Origin of the sequence: Eubacterium sp. LMAG:50 (genome assembly GCF_008680265.1) — a bacterium.
In the GTDB taxonomy this organism is placed as follows: domain Bacteria; phylum Bacillota; class Clostridia; order Lachnospirales; family Lachnospiraceae; genus Eubacterium_U; species Eubacterium_U album.
The window spans coordinates 1-19,440 of record NZ_NALP01000003.1; the positions used below are offsets into that span (position 1 = coordinate 1).

The following is a 19,440-nucleotide window of genomic DNA, read 5'->3' on the forward strand; positions in this document are numbered from 1 at the left end:
AGAGATTAATTAATTTCTGATATTTGTATCCGCTGTTTTGGAACAAAAACATTAGTATGAATTTAATGGAAACACACCATATTACCGGGCTTAAAGCGAAAAAAATAGTGTTTGTGATGGAGTTGCCCGAAGCAGCTAAGAGTATATACCAACTTTCTAATGCTAATAAACTACAAAATAGGGAAATAATTTTATTTTCCCTAATGTTGCAGGAACTTACATAAGTAACATCTATTAGCAGCAAAGACGATAAAAATAAGGGAATGACACCTCTGGTGTTTAAATGAAAATCTGCATGAGCGGTCAACCCCATATATGCAATGAGTAAAATAGAATTTATAAAAAGCAGTAGCTTTAAAATTGTTTGATTCATGTTTTGCCTCCTTCCTACTACTATTTTCTCATTAAATTATACTATCTCTCTGTGAACAAATAAAGTGTACGAAATCGCCGAGCTATAAAACTCGATGATTTCATATAGCTTTTTATTTCTTTAGAACTGTTTTACAGCAAGTATGGACAGTCATACAGTAATATATCATATAAATTATAAATGTAAGCAGAATAGCGATAAACGTAGGAATATACAGAATAAGGCTTTCTTTCAGAATGTTCTGCATAAGGGCTGTCCTGTATACTAATGTTGCAAAGACACAGTCTACCAACCCGAATAAAAACGGAATACTAAAAAAAGATATTGTCTGCTTCTTTATTATTTTTTTCACCGTTCTGTCTGTGTATCCCATTTTTCTTAAGATTTCATAATCAGCCTTCGAATCGCTTATGGCAGAAAGATTATTAAAATATAATATGCTTCCAGTTGCGATAAAAAACAAGATTACAAGAAATCCAAGCAGTAAGAAGGTTGAACTGCTTAGGGAAAATATCTCATGTATCCTATGCGAGTTTCCCTGTAAATAAGGACTATCATTTAAATATTCGGATAAATCAAGAAACAGAGCTTCATTATCTTTGATTGACTGCCCATTTATACTTAGGACTTCCGTTTCGGGGCTAATTTCTTCTGCTATTACATCATATAAGTCGTCACTTACAATCAAAGTACCAATGCTATTTGCAAATGAAATGGGATTATCTAAAGTAGTTGCGATGACTGTTACAGAAATTTCTTCATTACCTATAAGCAAAGGATAAACATTACCCGTTTCGTCATTGTCTGAAGCTGGTTGGTATTTTACTAAAATACACTCACTATCGTGTAGCTCGCCAATTTGTTCTAAAGCCCTTTTTTTTCCTTGCGCTTCTAAGAGAGCTATATAGTTTGAATAAGAGATACATTCAAACCCTGCATTTCGCAGAATTTTTTCGTTATCTGAATCACCTTTAGAGCTTCCTGCACTATATTCCAAAGGAACTTGTTCGGAAGTAGATGTAACTTTATAAATATTCGTTTGCAGGAATGAAACATCATTTTTGGACGAATGCTCATTTACAATTTGTTTGATTGCATCTATTTCGCTTTCATTTTCAATTCTACATTCAATTTCTGACGGTGCCATACGTGACACAGCAGCTATTGGATAGTATAAAGATAAAGCCATAACGCTGGAGACGGTAAGCGTTGCTGCGGATAACAGTGTAAGCATGATTAAAGTCTTAGAGTTTGAACGCATACGGTATATGAAATTTGGGGAAGTAATTATTTTTGTTTCTGTATAAAACTTCCGTTTGTTGTTTTTGCTTATATGTACTACAAAAGGAAGAAAGGATGAAATAAAAAGTATTGTTCCCACAACTACGAGTACAAGTGTCAGCATGGCAATGGGGGTATAACCAATCGAAAACCAAACAGATTTATCTCCTCTGAGGATATCCAATGCAAGAACATACCCCAAAATAATGCAGCAAAAGCCAATGATGGCGGGAACAGCATGGAATTCCATTTTTTGTTCAGCACTTTTTTCAAATCTAACTAATCCCATAAGCGATGTCTTGAAAAGAAACCTGCTGTTAGACAGCATCAATACAATCACGATAGCAAAAATAAAGCAAGCTGTTTTTGCAATGGCATTGACATTGAAAAAGGGTATTTTTGAATTATTGATAGATAAATCCAGTAACTTGGTTATGCCAAAAACAATGCCTTTATGAAAAAAACTGCCGAGAAGTATTCCTACTATAAACGCTCCAAAACAAACCAGTAAATTCTCTGTTGTCAGCAATGACAACACTGTGGTTTTTCTATATCCTAATAATGCGTAAACACCAAGTTCTTTTGTTCGACGACGTAAAAAGAAACGGTTGGAATATGACATATAAAAAACAACAAAAGCCATTAGGAATACAGAAATTACGTTACACATCATTTCAACCCGCCCGTTACCAGATATCTTTTCAAGCATAACTGTATTCATTGAGAATGAAGTAAATGCAAAAAAGACAGTAATTACAAATGATACAGAAAGCAGGTAAAGGGCGTAAAATGAAAAATTTTTTTTAAGATTTTTAAGTGCCATTGATAAATTATTCATAAATTTTGCCCCCTTATCTTTCCGTATCTAATTTGGCTACTTCCTGTGCAATGGTTTCATAGAATGTTCGTCTATTGGCATCCTGTTTAAGAAGTTCGCGTATAATGCTTCCGTCTTTGAAAATCAGAATACGGTTAGCAAAACTTGCAGCGTATGCATCATGTGTGACCATTAGTATAGTGGTATGCAATTCTTCATTTGCTTCTTTCAAAGTTTTTAATAACTCGGTAGCAGAGTTTGAGTCCAATGCTCCTGTCGGTTCATCAGCAAATAAAATACTTGGCTGTTTTACAATGGCTCTTGCCGCCGATGCCCGTTGCCTCTGCCCGCCAGACAGCTCGTTTGGATATTTGTCTAACTGAGATGCAATGCCAAAACGTTCTGCTAAACTCCGCACCATTTTTTCGATTTTTTTATGCGGAAGCTTTTGTAAAGTGAGTGGAACAGAGATGTTTTCTCGGATGGTAAGGCTGTCAAGTAAAAAGTATTCCTGAAAAATAAATCCAAGATTATCCCTGCGGAAATCCGCTGCACCTGTGTCGCTCAGTTGTTTTAAATTAACACCATTAATTACAATGCTGCCACTTGTAGGGGTATCAATAGTGGAAAGAACATTAAGCAATGTAGTCTTTCCAGAGCCAGAAGCACCCATAATAGCGATAAATTCACTTTCTGCTACATTGAAAGATACTTTATTTAGGCTTGGACGTTGCCCTTTGACATAAATTTTTGTTACCTCATTTGCTTTTAATAATGTTGCCATATTTTAATCCCCTTTTCGTTTGATGGTTTCATTGTACTTTTTCTGGTCAAAAAGCGAATGAGTAAATCAGGCAATTTTTTTGCGTGATTTACTCATTCAAAATCAAGGGCATTGTGGTAAGGTAATAAATATTGGAAAGCAATTTTTTTAATCGTATTGTCTGTTGGTGTGATAAAGGAGATAAAATCTATGATTTATGATGAACGGGTGTTTCACGATGTGGAACATATTTATTTGCAACTTATAAAAAAATAAGGTGTGCGATTTATAGTGGACAACTTTCAGCAGGCGAAAAAATCCCATCTGTTCGAGAAATGGCAAAGATACTGCATATCAATCCGAATACTGTTATGAGGGCTTATAAGATTGTGAGTAATGATAAATTGATTGTGTCATACCGAAACGGTCAATATTCTGTAACCACAGATGAACAGTACATAGCAAAGAAGCGAGAGGATACTGCAAAGGTACTTTGTTGTTCTTACTTCGATAATATGTTTGCATTAGGATTTTCCAAAGATGAAGCAATAAGATTTATTCAAGACTATTCTAAGAGATTGAAACTACGGACTAATTTACAGTAGTAGAATGAAAAGGACAGAGAACACCATGAAAAAACGATTATCTAAAAAAACTTTGATTTCTGTATGCACACTAATTGCTGTTTTGCTTGTTTTGATTATTTGGACTATCTGGGGTAATACAGCTTTGATGGTGAGTACGGTGACTGTTTCAAGTAATCGCATCCCCGCTGCATTTAATGGTTTTCGAATAGCTCAAGTATCCGACTTGCACAATGCGGTATTCGGAGAAAATAATGCAGAACTGTTACAAATACTGTCAGAATGTAAGCCAAACATCATAGTAGTAACGGGTGATTTAGTTGATGCTGAACACACGGACATTGATGTTGCCCTTGATTTTGCAAAAGAAGCTGTTCAAATTGCAGATACATATTATGTAACAGGCAATCACGAAGCCAGTTTGTCACAGTATGATGAGCCTAAAGCAGAACTTGAAAATACTGGTGTAGTTGTCCTTGAAGATAAAGCAATGCAGTTAGAATATAATGGAGATGACATTACGCTTATCGGACTTTCCGACCCAAGTTTTACGCTTAAAGGGAATATGTTTGGAGAAGTTCCTGCTATGGTTGATACGAAATTACGGGGATTAATCGGAGATAAAGACAATTACACTATTTTGCTTTCACATCGCCCAGAATTGTTTGAAGCCTATGTAATTTGTGGTGTCGATTTAGTTTTAAGCGGTCACGCACATGGTGGTCAGTTTCGTTTACCATTTATTGGTGGTTTGGTTGCTCCAAATCAAGGCTTGTTTCCCCAATATGATGCAGGCTTATATACGAAAGGTGACACAAATATGATTGTTTGCAGAGGACTTGGCAATAGTATTATCCCTATTCGATTTAATAACCGTCCAGAAATCGTGTTATTGGAGCTTATAGCAGAATGATAGTAAGTAAATGTATTTAATAGTGAAAGATTCCGTCAGCATTCAAGGCTTATCAGGGATTTGATGCTTTATTCCACTCTACAGAAGGATATATTTCCGCAAATAGAAATGAATTCAGCAAAATGGTTGCAGCAGAGGCAATTAAGAATGTAAGCCGTAATCTTGTTACATCAATCCGTGAACCTGAAAATATTGGGGCAATGAGTAATGTAGCATTTGGAAGCTATCTGTCAGGTATTCAGATGACAGTTGGAACATGTGTCAGCGCACATCCTCTTGAGCATGCGCTTTCTGCGTATCATGAGAAACTTCCGCATGGTGCCGGTCTGATTATGATCTCAAAAGCATTTTACAGCTTTTTTATCAATAAACATGTCTGCGATGATCGTTTCATTGAAATGGCAAAACTAATGGGAATGGAAGATGCAAGTAAGCCAGAAGACTTTATTACGATGCTTGTAAAATTACAGGAAGATTATAATGTGGCAGAACTGACAATGTCTGATTACAGAATCACACCGGAAGAATTTCCTAAAATGGCAGAGAATGCAAGAGCTACACTTGGTATCAATTTTGAAAACGATATGTACAAGCTTACGAATGAAGATTGCGTTACAATTTATCAGGAATCTTATAAGTAAGACATGGATTGTTTTATTCCATTAATGAACAAGTTTTATACTACATATGGCTTCTATCCGAAGTACCCAGTAGCAGATGCCGGATATGGTTCTTACAACAATTACATCTTCTGTGAGCAGCAAAGGAAGTATAATAGTGGGAAATCTTATGGATAATGCCATTCGTGGGGCAGTAGCTTCAGATGAAAGGAGATTATCGTTTCAGATGTATTATGGAAAAGGAATCATGAATATCCAGATTGAGAATAGCATAAAAGATACATCAAAAGTGCGGAATGGAATTTATCTGACAACGAAAAGCAGGAAAGAAGGACATGGAATAGGATTACAAAATGTGAAACTCGTAGTAGAAAAGTATCATGGTCAGATGGAGATCTGCCATGCGGAGAAATCCTTTCAAGTGAAAATATTATTATATATGAAACTAGATGAAAAATAGTAAGGCGATGGTGTCTTACTATTTTTTTCGACCGATTTCGTCTATTTTTGCCACCTCAAGGGGCATTTTTACCATTTATGAAAATTTTGTAATTTTTTAGATTATAGTAGTGCCAAAGTCAGAAAAAAGGAGGGTTATCTTTTAGTTGGAAATTACAATAAGGATCCAAGAGATAAAACAAAATAAGTCTTGAAAGACCGAACTTTATTGTCGGTGATGAAGTTAAATACAAGGACAAAAACCATACCATAACACGCTTTGATATGGTAAATGATAATCACAAGGACTTTGTTAAGGCGGTTATCAGCATGGAAAGACTTGTAAATCCCGGAAAGGCTCTAAATCTACCTGATAAATCTCCTTTTCCAAAACGCATTTGCGAATAAAATGGCTCATATTTCTACACTTTGAAAGTTTTCTTTTCTCTTCAAAAAGAGCCTTTTCTTCTTCAGTTAGTTTAATTTCAAGTCTTTCGTTTCGTGTTTTATTTGCCATAGGTATTTCCTCCTTTAGGTGTATTCGGGGTCTTAGGGTTCTCCCTAACAAGCTAAAAATTGATAAAAAAAGAAGTAGATCCCAAAGGGGTGATTCATCAATTTTTCCGTAAGTGTCCGTACACTTACTGTGCTTGCTCATATACTAATCGATCATATACTAATCGTGTAAGAACAACTTTAAGCATAATATTTATATTATTATACAATAGTTTGGAAAAATAAAAAATTATATTTCATCAACGTTTCATAAAAGGTGTGTAGAATATTATTGAAAGTAATTATAAACTGCTATTGTGTAAAAAATAAAGGAGGAATAATTTATGAAAAAAATAGTATCAAGAGGAGCATGCCTATTACTTGCATCATGTTTGAGCTTAAACGCAGTTGGGTGTCAAAAAAGTAATGAAAACAATAAAATTAAAGAAGGACAATCCATAAGTTCTGAAGAGGCAGGCATGTCAATTAATGAAAATGGCAAAAATGAAACTTTTAAGCCATCAGATTATACATTGGAGGCAAAGAAAGAATATGTTTATGAATATTTAGGACTTAAATTTAAACTCTCAGACAAATTTAGAAATTATATAGCTGATAAAAAGATAGCGATGTTAGATGATCAAAGTCCTATAGATAAAGAACTAAAGTATGCTATTTTGACATTTGACAAAATGACAGAAGAACAAAAGAATGCAGTTATAGAAAAGATGGGCGATGGATATAAAAATTGGCAAAATGAGCTTGAAAGAATTGGGACTATTGGTATATTCGAAAAAAATACATCAGAAGAAAAAATATCTAAAATTACAAAATGTGATACTCATACTAAAATAGGAGTTTCAAGTGATGGAAAATACGATTGCTATTTAAGCACAAATAGCGGAGCTGAAAGTAATCTTCTGGATGAATTGAAAAGAACTGAGATTCAAATTATAGATAAAAAAGAACGTCCTGAAAATGGTTTTGTGCTATCAGAAAAAACTGATTTAGAAAATACAGAAGCATTTAACAAAGAATCGGTTAAAGATTTACGTAAACTATCAACAAAGGACATAAATGGCAAGGATTTTACAAGTAAAGATTTTGAGAAGTATGATCTTACTATGGTAAATGTATTTGCAACTTGGTGTACAGCTTGTGTAAATGAAATTCCTGATTTGGTTGAGGTTCAGAATGAAATGAAAAGCAAGGGTGTAAATATCGTTGGAGTTGTTACAGATACTGTTGATGATACCGGTGAAAACAAGGAAGCAATTGAAAAGTCAAAGTTAATACATGAAAAGACAAAGGCTTCATATCCTTTCTTAATGCCAGATAAGACAAACTTTAATGGTAGATTAAATGGTATACAGGCTATGCCAGAGACTTTCTTTGTTGATAGTAATGGAAATATTGTAGGTGATACTTATTCTGGGGCAAAGAGTGCAAAGGAATGGAAGCAGGTAATTGAAAAAGAATTGGAAAAAATAAAAAATAAATAAAAGTAAAGCGGTGATTGGTATATGGTTAATAAATTTTTAAAAAGCCGTGCCTTGTCTTTATTAATTATCTTTATTAGTATGGCGATGATTTACTATGGTCATAGTAATGGAGAAACTAAAGTTGTCTTGGATAAGGCGATAAGAATTTGCATGGAGTGTATTGGAATTGGATAGAATTAAAAATATTATAAATGGTAGTACAAAAAAAGATAAATATAAAATAAGAGATCGTTTTAGGCATTTATTTCAATTCGTTTGGTTTTTAATTACTAATTCTTACTTTGAAGGGTTTAAGACTGGTAAAATCTACGGTGGGAATTTAAAGAAAATTTGTGTTCCAGGTATGAATTGTTATTCATGCCCGGGAGCAAAAGGTTCTTGTCCAATAGGATCACTACAGGCAGTAATTGGAAATTCAAAATATAAGATTAGTTATTATATAGTTGGGATTTTGTTTTTTATAGGAGCATTGGTGGGAAGATTTGTTTGTGGATGGCTGTGTCCATTTGGATTGATTCAAGATTTGCTACACAAGATTCCCTTTTTTAAAAAAGTTGAAACATTTAAGTTTGATAAACATTTGAGAAAATTGAAATACATAATATTACTTGTATTTGTAATAATATTACCTTTATTTTTGGTTGATATTTTAGGTCAGGGTTCTCCGTATTTTTGTAAACTTATTTGTCCGATTGGTATGCTGGAAGGAGGATTACCACTTGTTTTATTAAATAAAAGTATGAGAAGTGCGATAGGTTTCTTGTATTATTGGAAAGGAATCATTCTAATAGTTACTTTGTTACTTTCTATAATTATATATAGACCTTTTTGTAAATATATATGTCCACTTGGAGCTATTTACTCAATTTTTAACCCTATTTCAATATTTAGATATAGATTGGATAAGGATAAGTGTATTAATTGTGGAAAATGTAAAAAAGTTTGCCAAATGAATATAGATCCAGTTGAGAATTGCAATCATCTGGAGTGTATCAGATGTGGACGATGTAAAAATGCTTGTCCAGTGGATGCAATTAGTTATGGAGTAAGAGAGGAGTAGTTAGGAAAGTGATAAAAAATGCTATAGCATATATTACAAGAAAGAGAAATAGAACTTTAATAATTTTTATCATATTAACTATAGTTCTTTCTTGCTTGTATTCTTGTTTAACAATAATGAAATCAAGCAATGAAATAGAAAAGGCTTTATATGAAAGTTCTAATTCTTCAATATCAATAACAAAAAAAAGATGGTAAATATTTTAATGTTAATCAATTTAAAGATATTGAGAAATTAAAAGAAATTGAAGAAAAAATAATTCAATATGATGGATTAGCAAAACTAAAAGATGCTAAAGTAGTTAGCGGAGAACAAAGAATAAATAGAGAAGATTTATCTGACGAATTTAAGAATGTTGTTTCACTCGAAGCTACAAATAATACTAAAAGAAATATTTTATTTAGTAGTGGAGTATTTACAATGAAAGAAGGTAAAAATATAGGAGAAAATGATAAGAATTCAATTATTGTTCATGAAGAATTTGCTAAACAAAACAATCTAAAATTAGGTGATGAAGTCGATCTTGAATTACTAGATATTGAAAAAAGTGGAAAAATAAAAAGTCATAAATTTAAAATTATAGGGATCTTTTCTGGTAAAAAACAGGAAACATATACAGGATTATCTTCTGATTTTAGTGAAAATATGGTGTTTGTAGATTATTCAACAAGCCAAGAGATATTAAATAAATCAGAAAATAATAAAATCGCAAATAAAATTTTAATGTATTCTGGTAGTGCAGAATCTACAGACTTAGCCTTAAACAAATTGAAAGAGCTTAAAATTGATGAGTCAAAGTATTTTGTTGAAAAAGATTCGAATGCGTTTGAAGAGTCTTTAGAGTCAGTGAGTGGAATAAAACATATAATAAAAATAATGACTTATTCTATTATGTTAGGTGGGATGGTTGTTCTTTCATTAATCTTGATTCTATGGTTAAGAGAAAGAATTTATGAAATAGGTATATTTTTATCTATTGGAACATCTAAGATACAAATTATAATGCAATTTATATTCGAGTTAATATTCATATCGATACCAAGTATAATATCTTCCTTATTTTTAGGAAATGTATTACTAAAAGTAATTGTAGATGGATTCGTTAACTCAGAGGACTCAATGATTTCCGGTGGAAGTTTAATAAATAATAGTAGTTTTACGTTAAATATAACAACACTTGGACAAAGTTATTTAATATTAATAAGTATTATTGTTTTATCAGTTGTATTTGCTTCTTCATTAATATTAATCAAGAAGCCTAAAGAAATATTATCAAAAATAAGTTAGGAGAAAATAATGGATATATTAGAAATAAAGAATGTAGCATATAGTTATGCAAATTCTAAAGAAAAAGTTTTGTCAGGAGTAAATCAAAAATTTGAACTTGGGAAGTTTTATGCGATAGTAGGAAAGTCAGGAGCAGGAAAATCTACACTTCTTGCCTTACTTGCTGGACTTGATAAACCTCAAACAGGAAAAATATTGTTTAAGAATGAAGATATACAAAAGAAAGGATATAGTAATCATAGAAAAAATAATATATCTTTAGTATTTCAAAACTATAATTTAATAGATTATTTATCACCAATTGAAAATATTCGATTAGTAAATAAATCAGCAGATGAAAGTATCTTGTTTGAATTAGGTTTAGATAAAAAACAAATAAAAAGAAATGTTATGAAATTATCTGGTGGACAGCAACAAAGAGTAGCTATTGCTAGAGCATTGGTATCAGATGCTCCAATAATACTAGCTGATGAGCCTACTGGTAATCTAGACAGTGTTACTGCTGGAGAAATAATTAATATATTAAAGACATTAGCTAAAGATAGAAATAAATGTATAATAGTTGTAACACATAGTAAGGAAGTAGCAGATTCTGCGGATATCATTTTAGAACTAAGTGGTAAAAAGTTGAAAAAAGTAAATAAAATGAATTTGGAGGTTGAATAATGATAAAAAATGCATTTGCTTATGTAACTAGAAAAAGCTTAAAATCATTAATTATTATATTAGTTATTTTATCTATGTCAACTTTAAGTCTCATTAGTTTATCTATTAAAGATGCTACGGACAGAGCTTCAAAAGAAACTTTTGCTAATATAACAAATAGTTTTTCTATGGAGATAAATAGACAAGTAAATCCAGGAACACCAAGAGGTGGGGGAAATGTAAAAGGTGAAGATATTAAAAAGATATCTCAAACAGATAGTATAGACTCCTATGTAAAAAGAATAAACAGTGTTGCAGATTTAGTTGATTATGATATTATTGAAACTCAAGAGACTCTTGCGAATCAATCACCTGAAAGAGCGAAGAATTTTAAAAGAACAGTTATGTTAACTGGGGTTAACGACTCATCAAAAGAAACAAAATTTGTATCAGGAGCATATAAATTAGTAGAAGGAAAGCATTTAGAAAATGAAGATAAAAATAAAATCTTAATGCATAAAGATTTAGCTGAAAAAAATAATCTTAAAGTTGGAGATAAGATAAAAATAAAATCTAATTTATTTGATGCTGATAATGAGAAAGGTGCAGATGAAACAGTAGAAGTAGAAATTAAAGGTCTATTCGATGGGCATAATAGCGGTGGAGTAAGTGCAGCACAAGAACTATACGAAAATACATTAATCACTGATGTTCATACAGCTGCTAAAGTTTATGGTAATACAGAAGATACAGCTGTATACCAAGATGCAACATTCTTTGTAAAAGGTGATAAGAATCTTGATAGTGTAATAAAAGATCTTGGGAAATTAGATATAAATTGGAGAGAATATAATTTGATTAAAAGTTCATCAAATTACCCTGCATTACAACAATCTATATCAGGTATCTACTCAATTTCAAATAAATTATTTGTTGGCTCATTAATATTTGCAGGAGTTGTAGTTTCATTATTATTATTCTTATGGATGAATGCTAGAAAGAAAGAAATAGCAGTATTACTATCATTAGGTATATCAAAATTAGAAATTTTTGGTCAATTCCTAATTGAGATGGTATTTATATCAATCCCCGCATTCGTTGGTTCTTATTTCTTAGCCCAATATACAGCTGATAAGCTTGGAAATCATATATTGAATAAGGTTACTGGCGATATAGCTAAACAAATAGCTAGACAATCTGTATCTAGCCAATTAGGGGGTGGGGCAGAAGCTGAAGGATTTAACAAGACATTATCAAGTTTAGATATAAATGTATTGCCTAAATTCATAATTTATGTAGTTATATTTATGAGTTTAGTACTTCTTGTATCATTGATTATTTCTTCATTCAATATATTAAGAAGGAATCCAAAAGAATTATTAATTGACAATAATTAAAATTTTTGGTGCTTTTTAGCACCAAAAATTTTTTGGATTTTAAATATTAAATAATATGCTGTATAATATAAGTATATAGGCTTAAGTGGAGGATATATGAAAATATTAACTGTTGAAGATGATAATATGATAAGAGAGGGAATAAGTGAATATCTTTCAGAATTTGGATATACTGTTATTCAAGCTAAAGATGGAAGAGAAGCCTTGTCAAAATTTAATAGCGATATAAATTTGGTTATCTTAGACATTCAGATACCTTTTATAAATGGTTTAGAAGTGTTGAAAGAAATTAGAAAGAAAAGCAATTTACCAATTCTTATCTTGACTGCATTTAGTGATGAAGAATATAAAATTGATGCATTTACTAATTTGGTAGACGGATATGTAGAAAAGCCATTTTCATTGCCGGTCTTAAAGGCTAGAATAGATTCTTTAATTAAGAAGAATTATGGACATATAGAGAAGTTTGAATATAAGGATCTATCGGTTAATTTTAATAGCTATACAGCTAAAATAAATGGTGAAGAAATAGATGTAAATGCAAAAGAACTAGAAGTATTAAAATGTTTATTGGATAATAACGGACAAGTGTTAACAAGAATGCAAATTATTGATTATGTATGGAAAGATAGCGAAGAACCTCCTTATGATCGAGTAATAGATGTATATATAAAAGAACTCAGAAAAAAATTACAATTAGACTGTATAACTACTATAAGAAATGTAGGATATAAATTGGAGAGAAAATGAAAAAATTAAAGATATTTCCAAAAATGTTCATACAAATATTTTCTGTTCTTGGAATAATAATTATATTAGTTCATTCATTAGTTTTTTTTATCTTTCCTAAAACATATTTGGAGACGAGAAAAGAAAAGATTCATAATATGGCAAATGAAATTTCTAGTAATATGAATGGAAAAGAAATAAAATATATAGAACAAACTTTGGAGCTTTATTCTAAGAGTGGTGAAATAAAAGCATTTATAAAAGAAAAAAATAATAAGAATGAAATACAAATCAAAGATAATATAAATGTTAATTTAGAAAGTGATAGTAATTCTTTGATAATTGAAGAAAGAGAAATAAAGCTTAATGATGGTAAAAAAACAAATCTACAATTTGTTTCTACAGCTGATATGCAAAAAGATGCGAAAGATTTAAGCCTTAAATTTTTACCCTATTCTTTATTAATATCAATTTTATTTTCTGCTATTATTTCTTTAATTTATGCAAAATCAATAAAAAATAATATACAAGAAATAAAAATTGTTACTGATAAAATGATGAAACTTGATAAGAAAACGCGTTTAAAAGTTAGCTCTAATGATGAAGTTGGAGAATTAAAACAACAAATTAATGATTTGTATTCTACTTTATTAAGAACAATTGACGATTTGGAATTTAAAAATAAAGAAATTTTAAAATTAGAAAAGATAAAATATGACTTTTTTAAAGGTGCATCCCATGAACTTAAAACTCCTCTTGCTAGTCTTAAAATAATACTGGAAAACATGAAATACAATATTGGAAAATATAAAGAAAGAGATATTTATATTAATGAATGTATTGAACTCGTTGATAGTTTAACAAAAAATATTTCTCAAATATTATCAGTTCATTCTATAGAAAATTTGAATAATGATGAAGAATATTTGAAAATAAATGATGCATTAGAAGACATATTAAAAAGGTATGAAATATTAGCAAATCAAAAGAAAATAACTGTCAATAATTATATATTAGATGAGAATATTTATATAGGAAAAACAGCTTTAAAGATTATTCTATCTAATTTGATTAGTAACGCGGTAAAATATACTGATGTAAATGGGGTAATTAATATTGGGATAGTTAATGATTGGTTATATATAGAGAATTCATACGGTAACAATAAAATTTCGAATATGGATAAAATATTTGATGTTAAATTTGATTTAAATAAGGAAAATAGTAATGGATTAGGTTTATATATTGTAAGTAATATTCTGAATAATTACAATATAGAATATAAAGCATTGCAGGATGAAGAATTTTTTATCTTTAAAATTAAAATATTTTCTTAAACAAGATATAATTTTGCAATAGTTATTGAAATATAGAGATTTATTATTAGCCATGGAAGTTGAGCTGACCCCAAAAAGTTAGACTTTCATTGCGTAACAGATTTTGTCTGTTACGCATTTTTATGCAGCCAAGAGGCTAAGCCTGTATAAGTTATAATAAATGATAATGGATGGCAGAGGTCATCCATTTATTATGAGAAAAAGAAGGGATCCCACATGAACCAACAAGAAATATTCACATACATCCAAAAGCAATACGCCAGAAGAAAAAGATTGACAATTCCAAGCACACATTCCATAATGACGATAGTGGTTCGAGAGAACTAACAGGAAAAATGGGAGAGACAACATGAAGAAAAAAACTTCATACCGATGGCTGATATGGATCATTATGGCAGTGGTTTTGATCGGGGTAGCACTTATGCATATCCTGCCCCCATACATCGACCGATGGAAATCCGCCAGAGATTATGACAAACTTGCCGAGGAGTATGTAAATGATGAGTCCGAACCAGATGATGGAAAGCAGAAGAAAAAAGACTGGTGGGCTACAGATGTAAAAGTAGAATTTGACAAGCTGAAAGCCGAGAATCCAGATGTCATCGGATGGATACGGTTTGATAATCAGGACGAACTTGGCATCAATTATCCGATTCTGTATTCAGGTGACAATCAGAAATATCTGAGAACCGACCTGCATGGCAACAGCCACATCGCAGGGTGTATCTTTTTGGAAGGTCTTAACAAATCTGATTTTTCGGATTATTACAACATTATTTACGGTCACAATATGAGAGACGGAAGTATGTTCGGAAGCCTGAAAAAATATAAGGATGACGGTTTCTGGAATGAAAATCAATACTTCACCGTATATTCTGAGACAACCGCCTACCGTTATCGAATCTTCTCTTATGAAGATGCAGTCAATGGCGGCGATGTGTACAAAGTAGGATACCAGCCGGGCGAAGAATACCAGAAATTTATCGACCAGATGATAAAAGATTCCGATGTTGATACAGGAATAAAGCCGCAGATCAGTAACAAGATACTGACACTTTCTACCTGTACAGGGAACGGATACAGCAAGCGACTTGCCATCCATGCAGTCTGCGTTGACGCACAGACTACGGATGAATCAAAATTAAAGGAAAAAGGAAATTAACTATGAAAATATCCAAAAGTATGTGAAAAAAGAAATAAAAAGATATTTTGCGGACGATTTTTCAGATGTGGTATTCCTTTTACACCACAGAGATTGGAAAAGAGAGAAAGGCAGCCATCGAAGATATGTGGTTTGAAAGAGATGGCTGGCTGTACATAGAGCCTTGGGAGATTTGGTTGGAACTAACGGAGCATCCGGAAAATGAGGATGACAGGACAATCTGGTATCAGAACATGCATGGAATCTGGAAGAAGGCAGAAGTAAATGATCACAGCATCAAAATTCCTGCCACAGCATTTCACATAGAGTACGAACAGCAGTGGTTGGGTGAAATACACTTCACCTGTAATCTGGGGTTTGTCGCAGAGAAAAAGAAAGGCTCTAAGAAAAAAACGATATGCTTACTGGATGGAAGGCTTTTGCAGAAAATACCGGATATCGTGTAGCGGATGAATATTAAAAAAGACAGGTAGGAAAGGTAACATGGGAAGAAGGACTGAAAACAGAAATATTGATGTGACAAAAGCCAGAGGCGAACTGGAAGAAGATCTTCTGGAATATGTCTATCGGACATGGAGGCAGGGCAGACAGATCACATCGAAAGAGTATGCCAGAGAAGTGAACATAACCGGATATGAAGCGGCAGGCCTGGTGCGGAGTCTGGTGAAAAAAGGATTTTTGTGTGAGCCGGAAAACGGACATCTGGAACTGACCGATAAGGGAAAACTGGAAGGGATGGAGTGCCTTGCACGCCATGAGAAACTGACACAGTTCTTCCAGATGGTAAGCGGAATGGATCAGCAGAGGGCGCAGGAAGATGCCTGTAGAGTGGAACATTATATCAGTCCGGAAGGATTAAAAGGAATTGAAAACTTTCTGCAGTACGGTGACGTATACGATCGAATTTATGACGATATGGACTTGTATACCTTTTATGAGGATGGCGATTTCCCGATGGCATTCGGACTGTATGAACCGGAGCGACGCAATCCGAGATTCCTTGCAACAGAGTATGAGAAACTGGAACAATCCGTCATATTGAGAGTGAAAAAGTCCCAGAACTGCTTCCGGCTCAAGACAAAAAAAGATGAATCTATCGGATGTGTATGGTACAGAAGAGACGAAGAATGGATACAGGCGAAAGAAGAAAAAGGTGTTTATCAGTTGCCGACAGACATCTTTACCTATACTGCGAATACAGGAATTCCGGTCACAGAAGCAGTGGCAATTATTGCGATTACCCGTTTTGAACAGAAGCCATTGCCAATCGATTATCGGGAATTGAATATTCATGTATGGTGACGAAGAGAGGACAAAGAAAATGGAAAAAGGTGAACATCTAAAGAGACAGAACAGACCTACAATGCTGCAACTGCAATATTTACAAGGCCTGTCAAAAGTAGAAAAGAAACGTGGAGCTCAGGGAAGTATCGCAGAATATTATGGCGTGAACCGTTCAACGGTGAACCGCTATTTTAAGAACTGCATAGAAAGAGGAATTCTGACAGAATCACTGGAATTTACTCCTGCAGGAGAAGAATGGCTGGAACGATATTCCAACCTGTATGAGAATCTTGAAAAATATCTGGAAGAAATCGGTGCAAAACCGGAAGAAATCGAGGAATCACTGGATGTTATGGTGGAGAATATCGACATCCACATGCTGGAACTGATGATTAACGCCTATGCAGAGAAAAAATCCGTATACAAGAAAAAAGAGAATGAACTGGATCAGGAGATACAGCACAATCTGCAGAAATGTGAAAGGCATCCGGTAGTGTTCCGGCTTTACCGGATGAATAAAAAGCAGGGGCAGGGAAGAGACTCTATGGCGATGAGAGGATTTGAAGAAATAGCCGAAATTGTTCAGGAGAATGGAGAAAGCTATCTGGAATTAAAGCTGAAAGAGATGGTAGCACACTCCAGAGTGAGTGGTGAAATGATGGCTGGAAAACTGAAAACATTGAAGTATGAGCATAATGAAGTCCTTGAAGAAGCAGATATAGAAGATAACATCGTGAAAATCCCGATGGAAGCGTGCAGAATCCACCGATGGACGGGAATCGGCACAATGGGAATTGTACCAGTTACCGTAACCTGTAGTGTAGGACCGGTTCACATGCCGGAAAGCACTGCATTATTATGTTTTTGGGTATAAATGAGAAATGAGAAAAATTATCATTTACACACAACATGTAACAAAATAGTAAATAATTTCAATAAAGCGCCGTTATTGATAAAACACTATCAATAACGGCGCTTTTACGTCTGTTGTTGCCTGAATAACAACAAAAACGAAAAGAAAAACGGTGATTTTGTTGCAATTCAGACAACAAAAACATGAGAAAATAGCGTTGACATTGAATGGCAAATTGTGGTATCTTTTGGACAAGAAGTTAGACGTGGGTAACCGGAATGATTCTCACGGAACTCTAAGTATCATAACTAAAAATTTATTAGCAAAAAAGCTAATGCCAAAAAACGAAAAGGAGGATTACAGTTATGAGAAAGATCAAGAAATTAGTTGCTGTGCTTTTAGCGGCAACAATGATGCTGGCAATGGGAGTTACAGCATTTGCGGCAGATGGTACATCTGATACAAAAACAGTTTCGGCAAAATATGAAGCAAATGTAACTTTGTATAAAGATGCGGCGTGCTCATCTACATCTATGGGAAATAAAGGAATTGATAATCCTGCTAAAGTGGTAGTTTATACAGATGGAACTGCTGATTTGACATTATATACACATCAGTTTACCTATATTGGAATTAAAGGTGCTTTGACTGGTATGACTTTAGACGGAATTGCAGGAAAAGAAGTTAAGGAAGGCTCTTATGATTATATAGTTTCTGGATTAGATGCGTCTAAGATTTCAGTAGGAAATGCAATCGAAGGAACATTTACAGTATCTGTTCTTGGTTCACATAGTGCAAAGACAGGATATCTTAAAATCAACTCTTTAACAGCAGCAGAATAAAGTAGGAGGTAAAAGTGAGGCGAGGCATCGTGCCTCACCTCACTTTTTTGGATTTATGAAAAAGCTAAAAAAAATAATATTAAGCATGTTGACACTTCTATGTGTTGTGAGTGCAGGAGCAGGAATAGCCTATGCACAACGAAGCGAAACGTATGACATGAAAACAGGTCATAGTTATGTAGTACCTATCAAAAATTATAGTGAAGATGGTACTGAAACGAAGGCAAATTTACAGACGGCATTACATTATGGTAGTAACTGTGCGATTGTCACACCTGAAGAATCTGGAAAATATAAGGTGATGATTCAGGCAAATAATTATGATAAAATGGTTACATTTCAAATATATAAGCAAGGAACATTCAAAGATGATACAGCTCTTGCGGATATTAAATGTGCATCTTATGGATTGGATGAGTATCCTTATCGTGATAAGATGATTGAAACTGGCTGGCTGGATACAGCAAATGATGAAAAATGTTATTCGCCAGATGAAATTACTGTTAGTGGAAATGATTATTCTGATAATAAGTATCTGACGTTTGAAGTTGATAATTTGAAAGATTTTTTATATACGGCTCAAATAGAGTATACAGAAGGTTCGTTTGCAAGTGATTGGAGAACGGATCGTTCTTCATCTGATCTGATTAGCAGTAAGCTGGGTTTCGATACGTCTGATATAATTGAATTACCAGAAAGCATTGAAAACTATAAAGATGGTGGGGTGAAATTTGATTTTGTTTCGCATAGAAAATATGACAACTATAATTTTGAAGGTGATGGACAAAAATTAAGTGGTCTTTTAGATGGAGAAGTAACAGCAAGCGACGGAACAGCTACTGTTAAATTGAAAACAAATGGCGATGTTAATATTCAGAAAATCTATATTAATGGGATTTCTGAAATAAAAGGCGCTGGTGGCTTCTGCGAAAGATACCGGGGAATTTCAAAGTGGAATGAACTTGAAGTAAAAGATGGTACAGTTGAAATTCCTTATAATAGTGTAAAAGAAGCAGTATTTGGTAGAGAAATACATATAGTATTTTCTGATGACTCAG

General features: G+C 33.0%; 19 protein-coding genes and 4 pseudogenes. 19 read left to right on the forward strand and 4 right to left on the reverse strand.

Translation table 11 applies throughout. From position 1 onward, the window contains the following. The 3 genes and pseudogenes from CCC31_RS00075 to CCC31_RS00085 all read right to left on the reverse strand — a co-directional run. Positions 1–373, reverse strand: a pseudogene (locus CCC31_RS00075) (ATP-binding protein); the annotation flags it as partial. 112 nt (positions 374–485) lie between these two features. Next, positions 486–2,492, reverse strand: coding sequence for an ABC transporter permease (locus CCC31_RS00080; RefSeq protein ID WP_290848861.1), 2,007 nt, complete (start codon positions 2,490–2,492; stop codon positions 486–488). A 13-nt stretch (positions 2,493–2,505) separates the two neighbouring features. Continuing rightward, positions 2,506–3,255: an ABC transporter ATP-binding protein gene (locus CCC31_RS00085; RefSeq protein ID WP_005340256.1), complete on the reverse strand. Its 750-nt coding sequence runs from the start codon at positions 3,253–3,255 to the stop codon at positions 2,506–2,508. 251 nt (positions 3,256–3,506) lie between these two features. Between CCC31_RS00085 and CCC31_RS00090 the strand changes: the two genes are divergently transcribed. The 5 genes and pseudogenes from CCC31_RS00090 to CCC31_RS00110 form a co-directional block, all read left to right on the forward strand. Continuing rightward, positions 3,507–3,839 (forward strand): GntR family transcriptional regulator, encoded by a 333-nt coding sequence (locus CCC31_RS00090; RefSeq protein WP_081472156.1) that lies wholly within the window; start codon positions 3,507–3,509, stop codon positions 3,837–3,839. A 25-nt stretch (positions 3,840–3,864) separates the two neighbouring features. Further along, the gene (locus CCC31_RS00095) at positions 3,865–4,731 is read left to right on the forward strand and encodes a metallophosphoesterase (RefSeq protein ID WP_290848862.1); all 867 of its coding nucleotides are present in this window, start codon (positions 3,865–3,867) and stop codon (positions 4,729–4,731) included. A gap of 29 nt (positions 4,732–4,760) precedes the next feature. Beyond that, a complete protein-coding gene (locus CCC31_RS00100) occupies positions 4,761–5,372 on the forward strand; it encodes an iron-containing alcohol dehydrogenase (protein WP_363347034.1) in 612 nt (203 codons plus the stop codon). 85 nt (positions 5,373–5,457) lie between these two features. Beyond that, complete coding sequence (locus CCC31_RS00105; RefSeq protein WP_330406757.1) at positions 5,458–5,811, forward strand: GHKL domain-containing protein; 354 nt, start codon at positions 5,458–5,460, stop codon at positions 5,809–5,811. 263 nt (positions 5,812–6,074) lie between these two features. Next, positions 6,075–6,155: pseudogene (locus tag CCC31_RS00110) on the forward strand (DNA-binding protein); the annotation flags it as partial. Here CCC31_RS00110 and CCC31_RS12640 read toward each other — a convergent pair. Next, positions 6,130–6,306, reverse strand: a pseudogene (locus tag CCC31_RS12640) (plasmid mobilization relaxosome protein MobC); the annotation flags it as partial. The pseudogenes CCC31_RS00110 and CCC31_RS12640 overlap by 26 nt on opposite strands. Before the next feature lie 322 nt (positions 6,307–6,628). Between CCC31_RS12640 and CCC31_RS00115 the strand changes: the two are divergent. The 14 genes and pseudogenes from CCC31_RS00115 to CCC31_RS00180 all read left to right on the forward strand — a co-directional run. Beyond that, the gene (locus tag CCC31_RS00115) at positions 6,629–7,786 is read left to right on the forward strand and encodes a TlpA disulfide reductase family protein (protein WP_105309297.1); all 1,158 of its coding nucleotides are present in this window, start codon (positions 6,629–6,631) and stop codon (positions 7,784–7,786) included. Positions 7,787–7,870: 84 nt separating this feature from the next. Further along, entirely contained in the window at positions 7,871–7,960 is a 90-nt protein-coding gene (locus CCC31_RS12645) for a CD1871A family CXXC motif-containing protein (protein WP_258143362.1), read from the forward strand. Beyond that, positions 7,953–8,846, forward strand: coding sequence for a 4Fe-4S binding protein (locus tag CCC31_RS00125; RefSeq protein ID WP_290848863.1), 894 nt, complete (start codon positions 7,953–7,955; stop codon positions 8,844–8,846). The genes CCC31_RS12645 and CCC31_RS00125 overlap by 8 nt, the downstream gene beginning before the upstream one ends. A gap of 8 nt (positions 8,847–8,854) precedes the next feature. Continuing rightward, positions 8,855–10,133, forward strand: a pseudogene (locus CCC31_RS00130) (ABC transporter permease). Between the two features lie 9 nt (positions 10,134–10,142). Continuing rightward, positions 10,143–10,799 (forward strand): ABC transporter ATP-binding protein, encoded by a 657-nt coding sequence (locus tag CCC31_RS00135; protein WP_105309294.1) that lies wholly within the window; start codon positions 10,143–10,145, stop codon positions 10,797–10,799. Continuing rightward, positions 10,799–12,175, forward strand: a complete 1,377-nt coding sequence (locus CCC31_RS00140; RefSeq protein WP_290848864.1) for an ABC transporter permease — start codon at positions 10,799–10,801, stop codon at positions 12,173–12,175. Before CCC31_RS00135 ends, CCC31_RS00140 begins: the two co-directional genes overlap by 1 nt. Before the next feature lie 96 nt (positions 12,176–12,271). After that, complete coding sequence (locus CCC31_RS00145; protein WP_290848865.1) at positions 12,272–12,925, forward strand: response regulator transcription factor; 654 nt, start codon at positions 12,272–12,274, stop codon at positions 12,923–12,925. Further along, positions 12,922–14,241: a HAMP domain-containing sensor histidine kinase gene (locus CCC31_RS00150; RefSeq protein ID WP_005340224.1), complete on the forward strand. Its 1,320-nt coding sequence runs from the start codon at positions 12,922–12,924 to the stop codon at positions 14,239–14,241. Before CCC31_RS00145 ends, CCC31_RS00150 begins: the two co-directional genes overlap by 4 nt. A 349-nt stretch (positions 14,242–14,590) precedes the next feature. Continuing rightward, entirely contained in the window at positions 14,591–15,403 is an 813-nt protein-coding gene (gene srtB, locus CCC31_RS00155) for a class B sortase (RefSeq protein ID WP_290848866.1), read from the forward strand. A 65-nt stretch (positions 15,404–15,468) separates the two neighbouring features. Then, positions 15,469–15,849, forward strand: coding sequence for a hypothetical protein (locus CCC31_RS00160; RefSeq protein ID WP_144123828.1), 381 nt, complete (start codon positions 15,469–15,471; stop codon positions 15,847–15,849). A 217-nt stretch (positions 15,850–16,066) separates the two neighbouring features. After that, positions 16,067–16,705 carry an iron dependent repressor, metal binding and dimerization domain protein gene (locus CCC31_RS00165; protein ID WP_290848867.1) on the forward strand — a complete coding sequence of 213 codons (639 nt, stop codon included), beginning with the start codon at positions 16,067–16,069 and terminating at the stop codon, positions 16,703–16,705. Positions 16,706–16,724: 19 nt separating this feature from the next. Further along, positions 16,725–17,561 carry a hypothetical protein gene (locus tag CCC31_RS00170; protein ID WP_105309820.1) on the forward strand — a complete coding sequence of 279 codons (837 nt, stop codon included), beginning with the start codon at positions 16,725–16,727 and terminating at the stop codon, positions 17,559–17,561. A gap of 344 nt (positions 17,562–17,905) precedes the next feature. Next, positions 17,906–18,382: a hypothetical protein gene (locus tag CCC31_RS00175; protein WP_144123830.1), complete on the forward strand. Its 477-nt coding sequence runs from the start codon at positions 17,906–17,908 to the stop codon at positions 18,380–18,382. Positions 18,383–18,437: 55 nt separating this feature from the next. Beyond that, the coding region (locus tag CCC31_RS00180) for a hypothetical protein (RefSeq protein ID WP_290848868.1) at positions 18,438–19,440 on the forward strand (1,003 nt) is incomplete at its 3' end.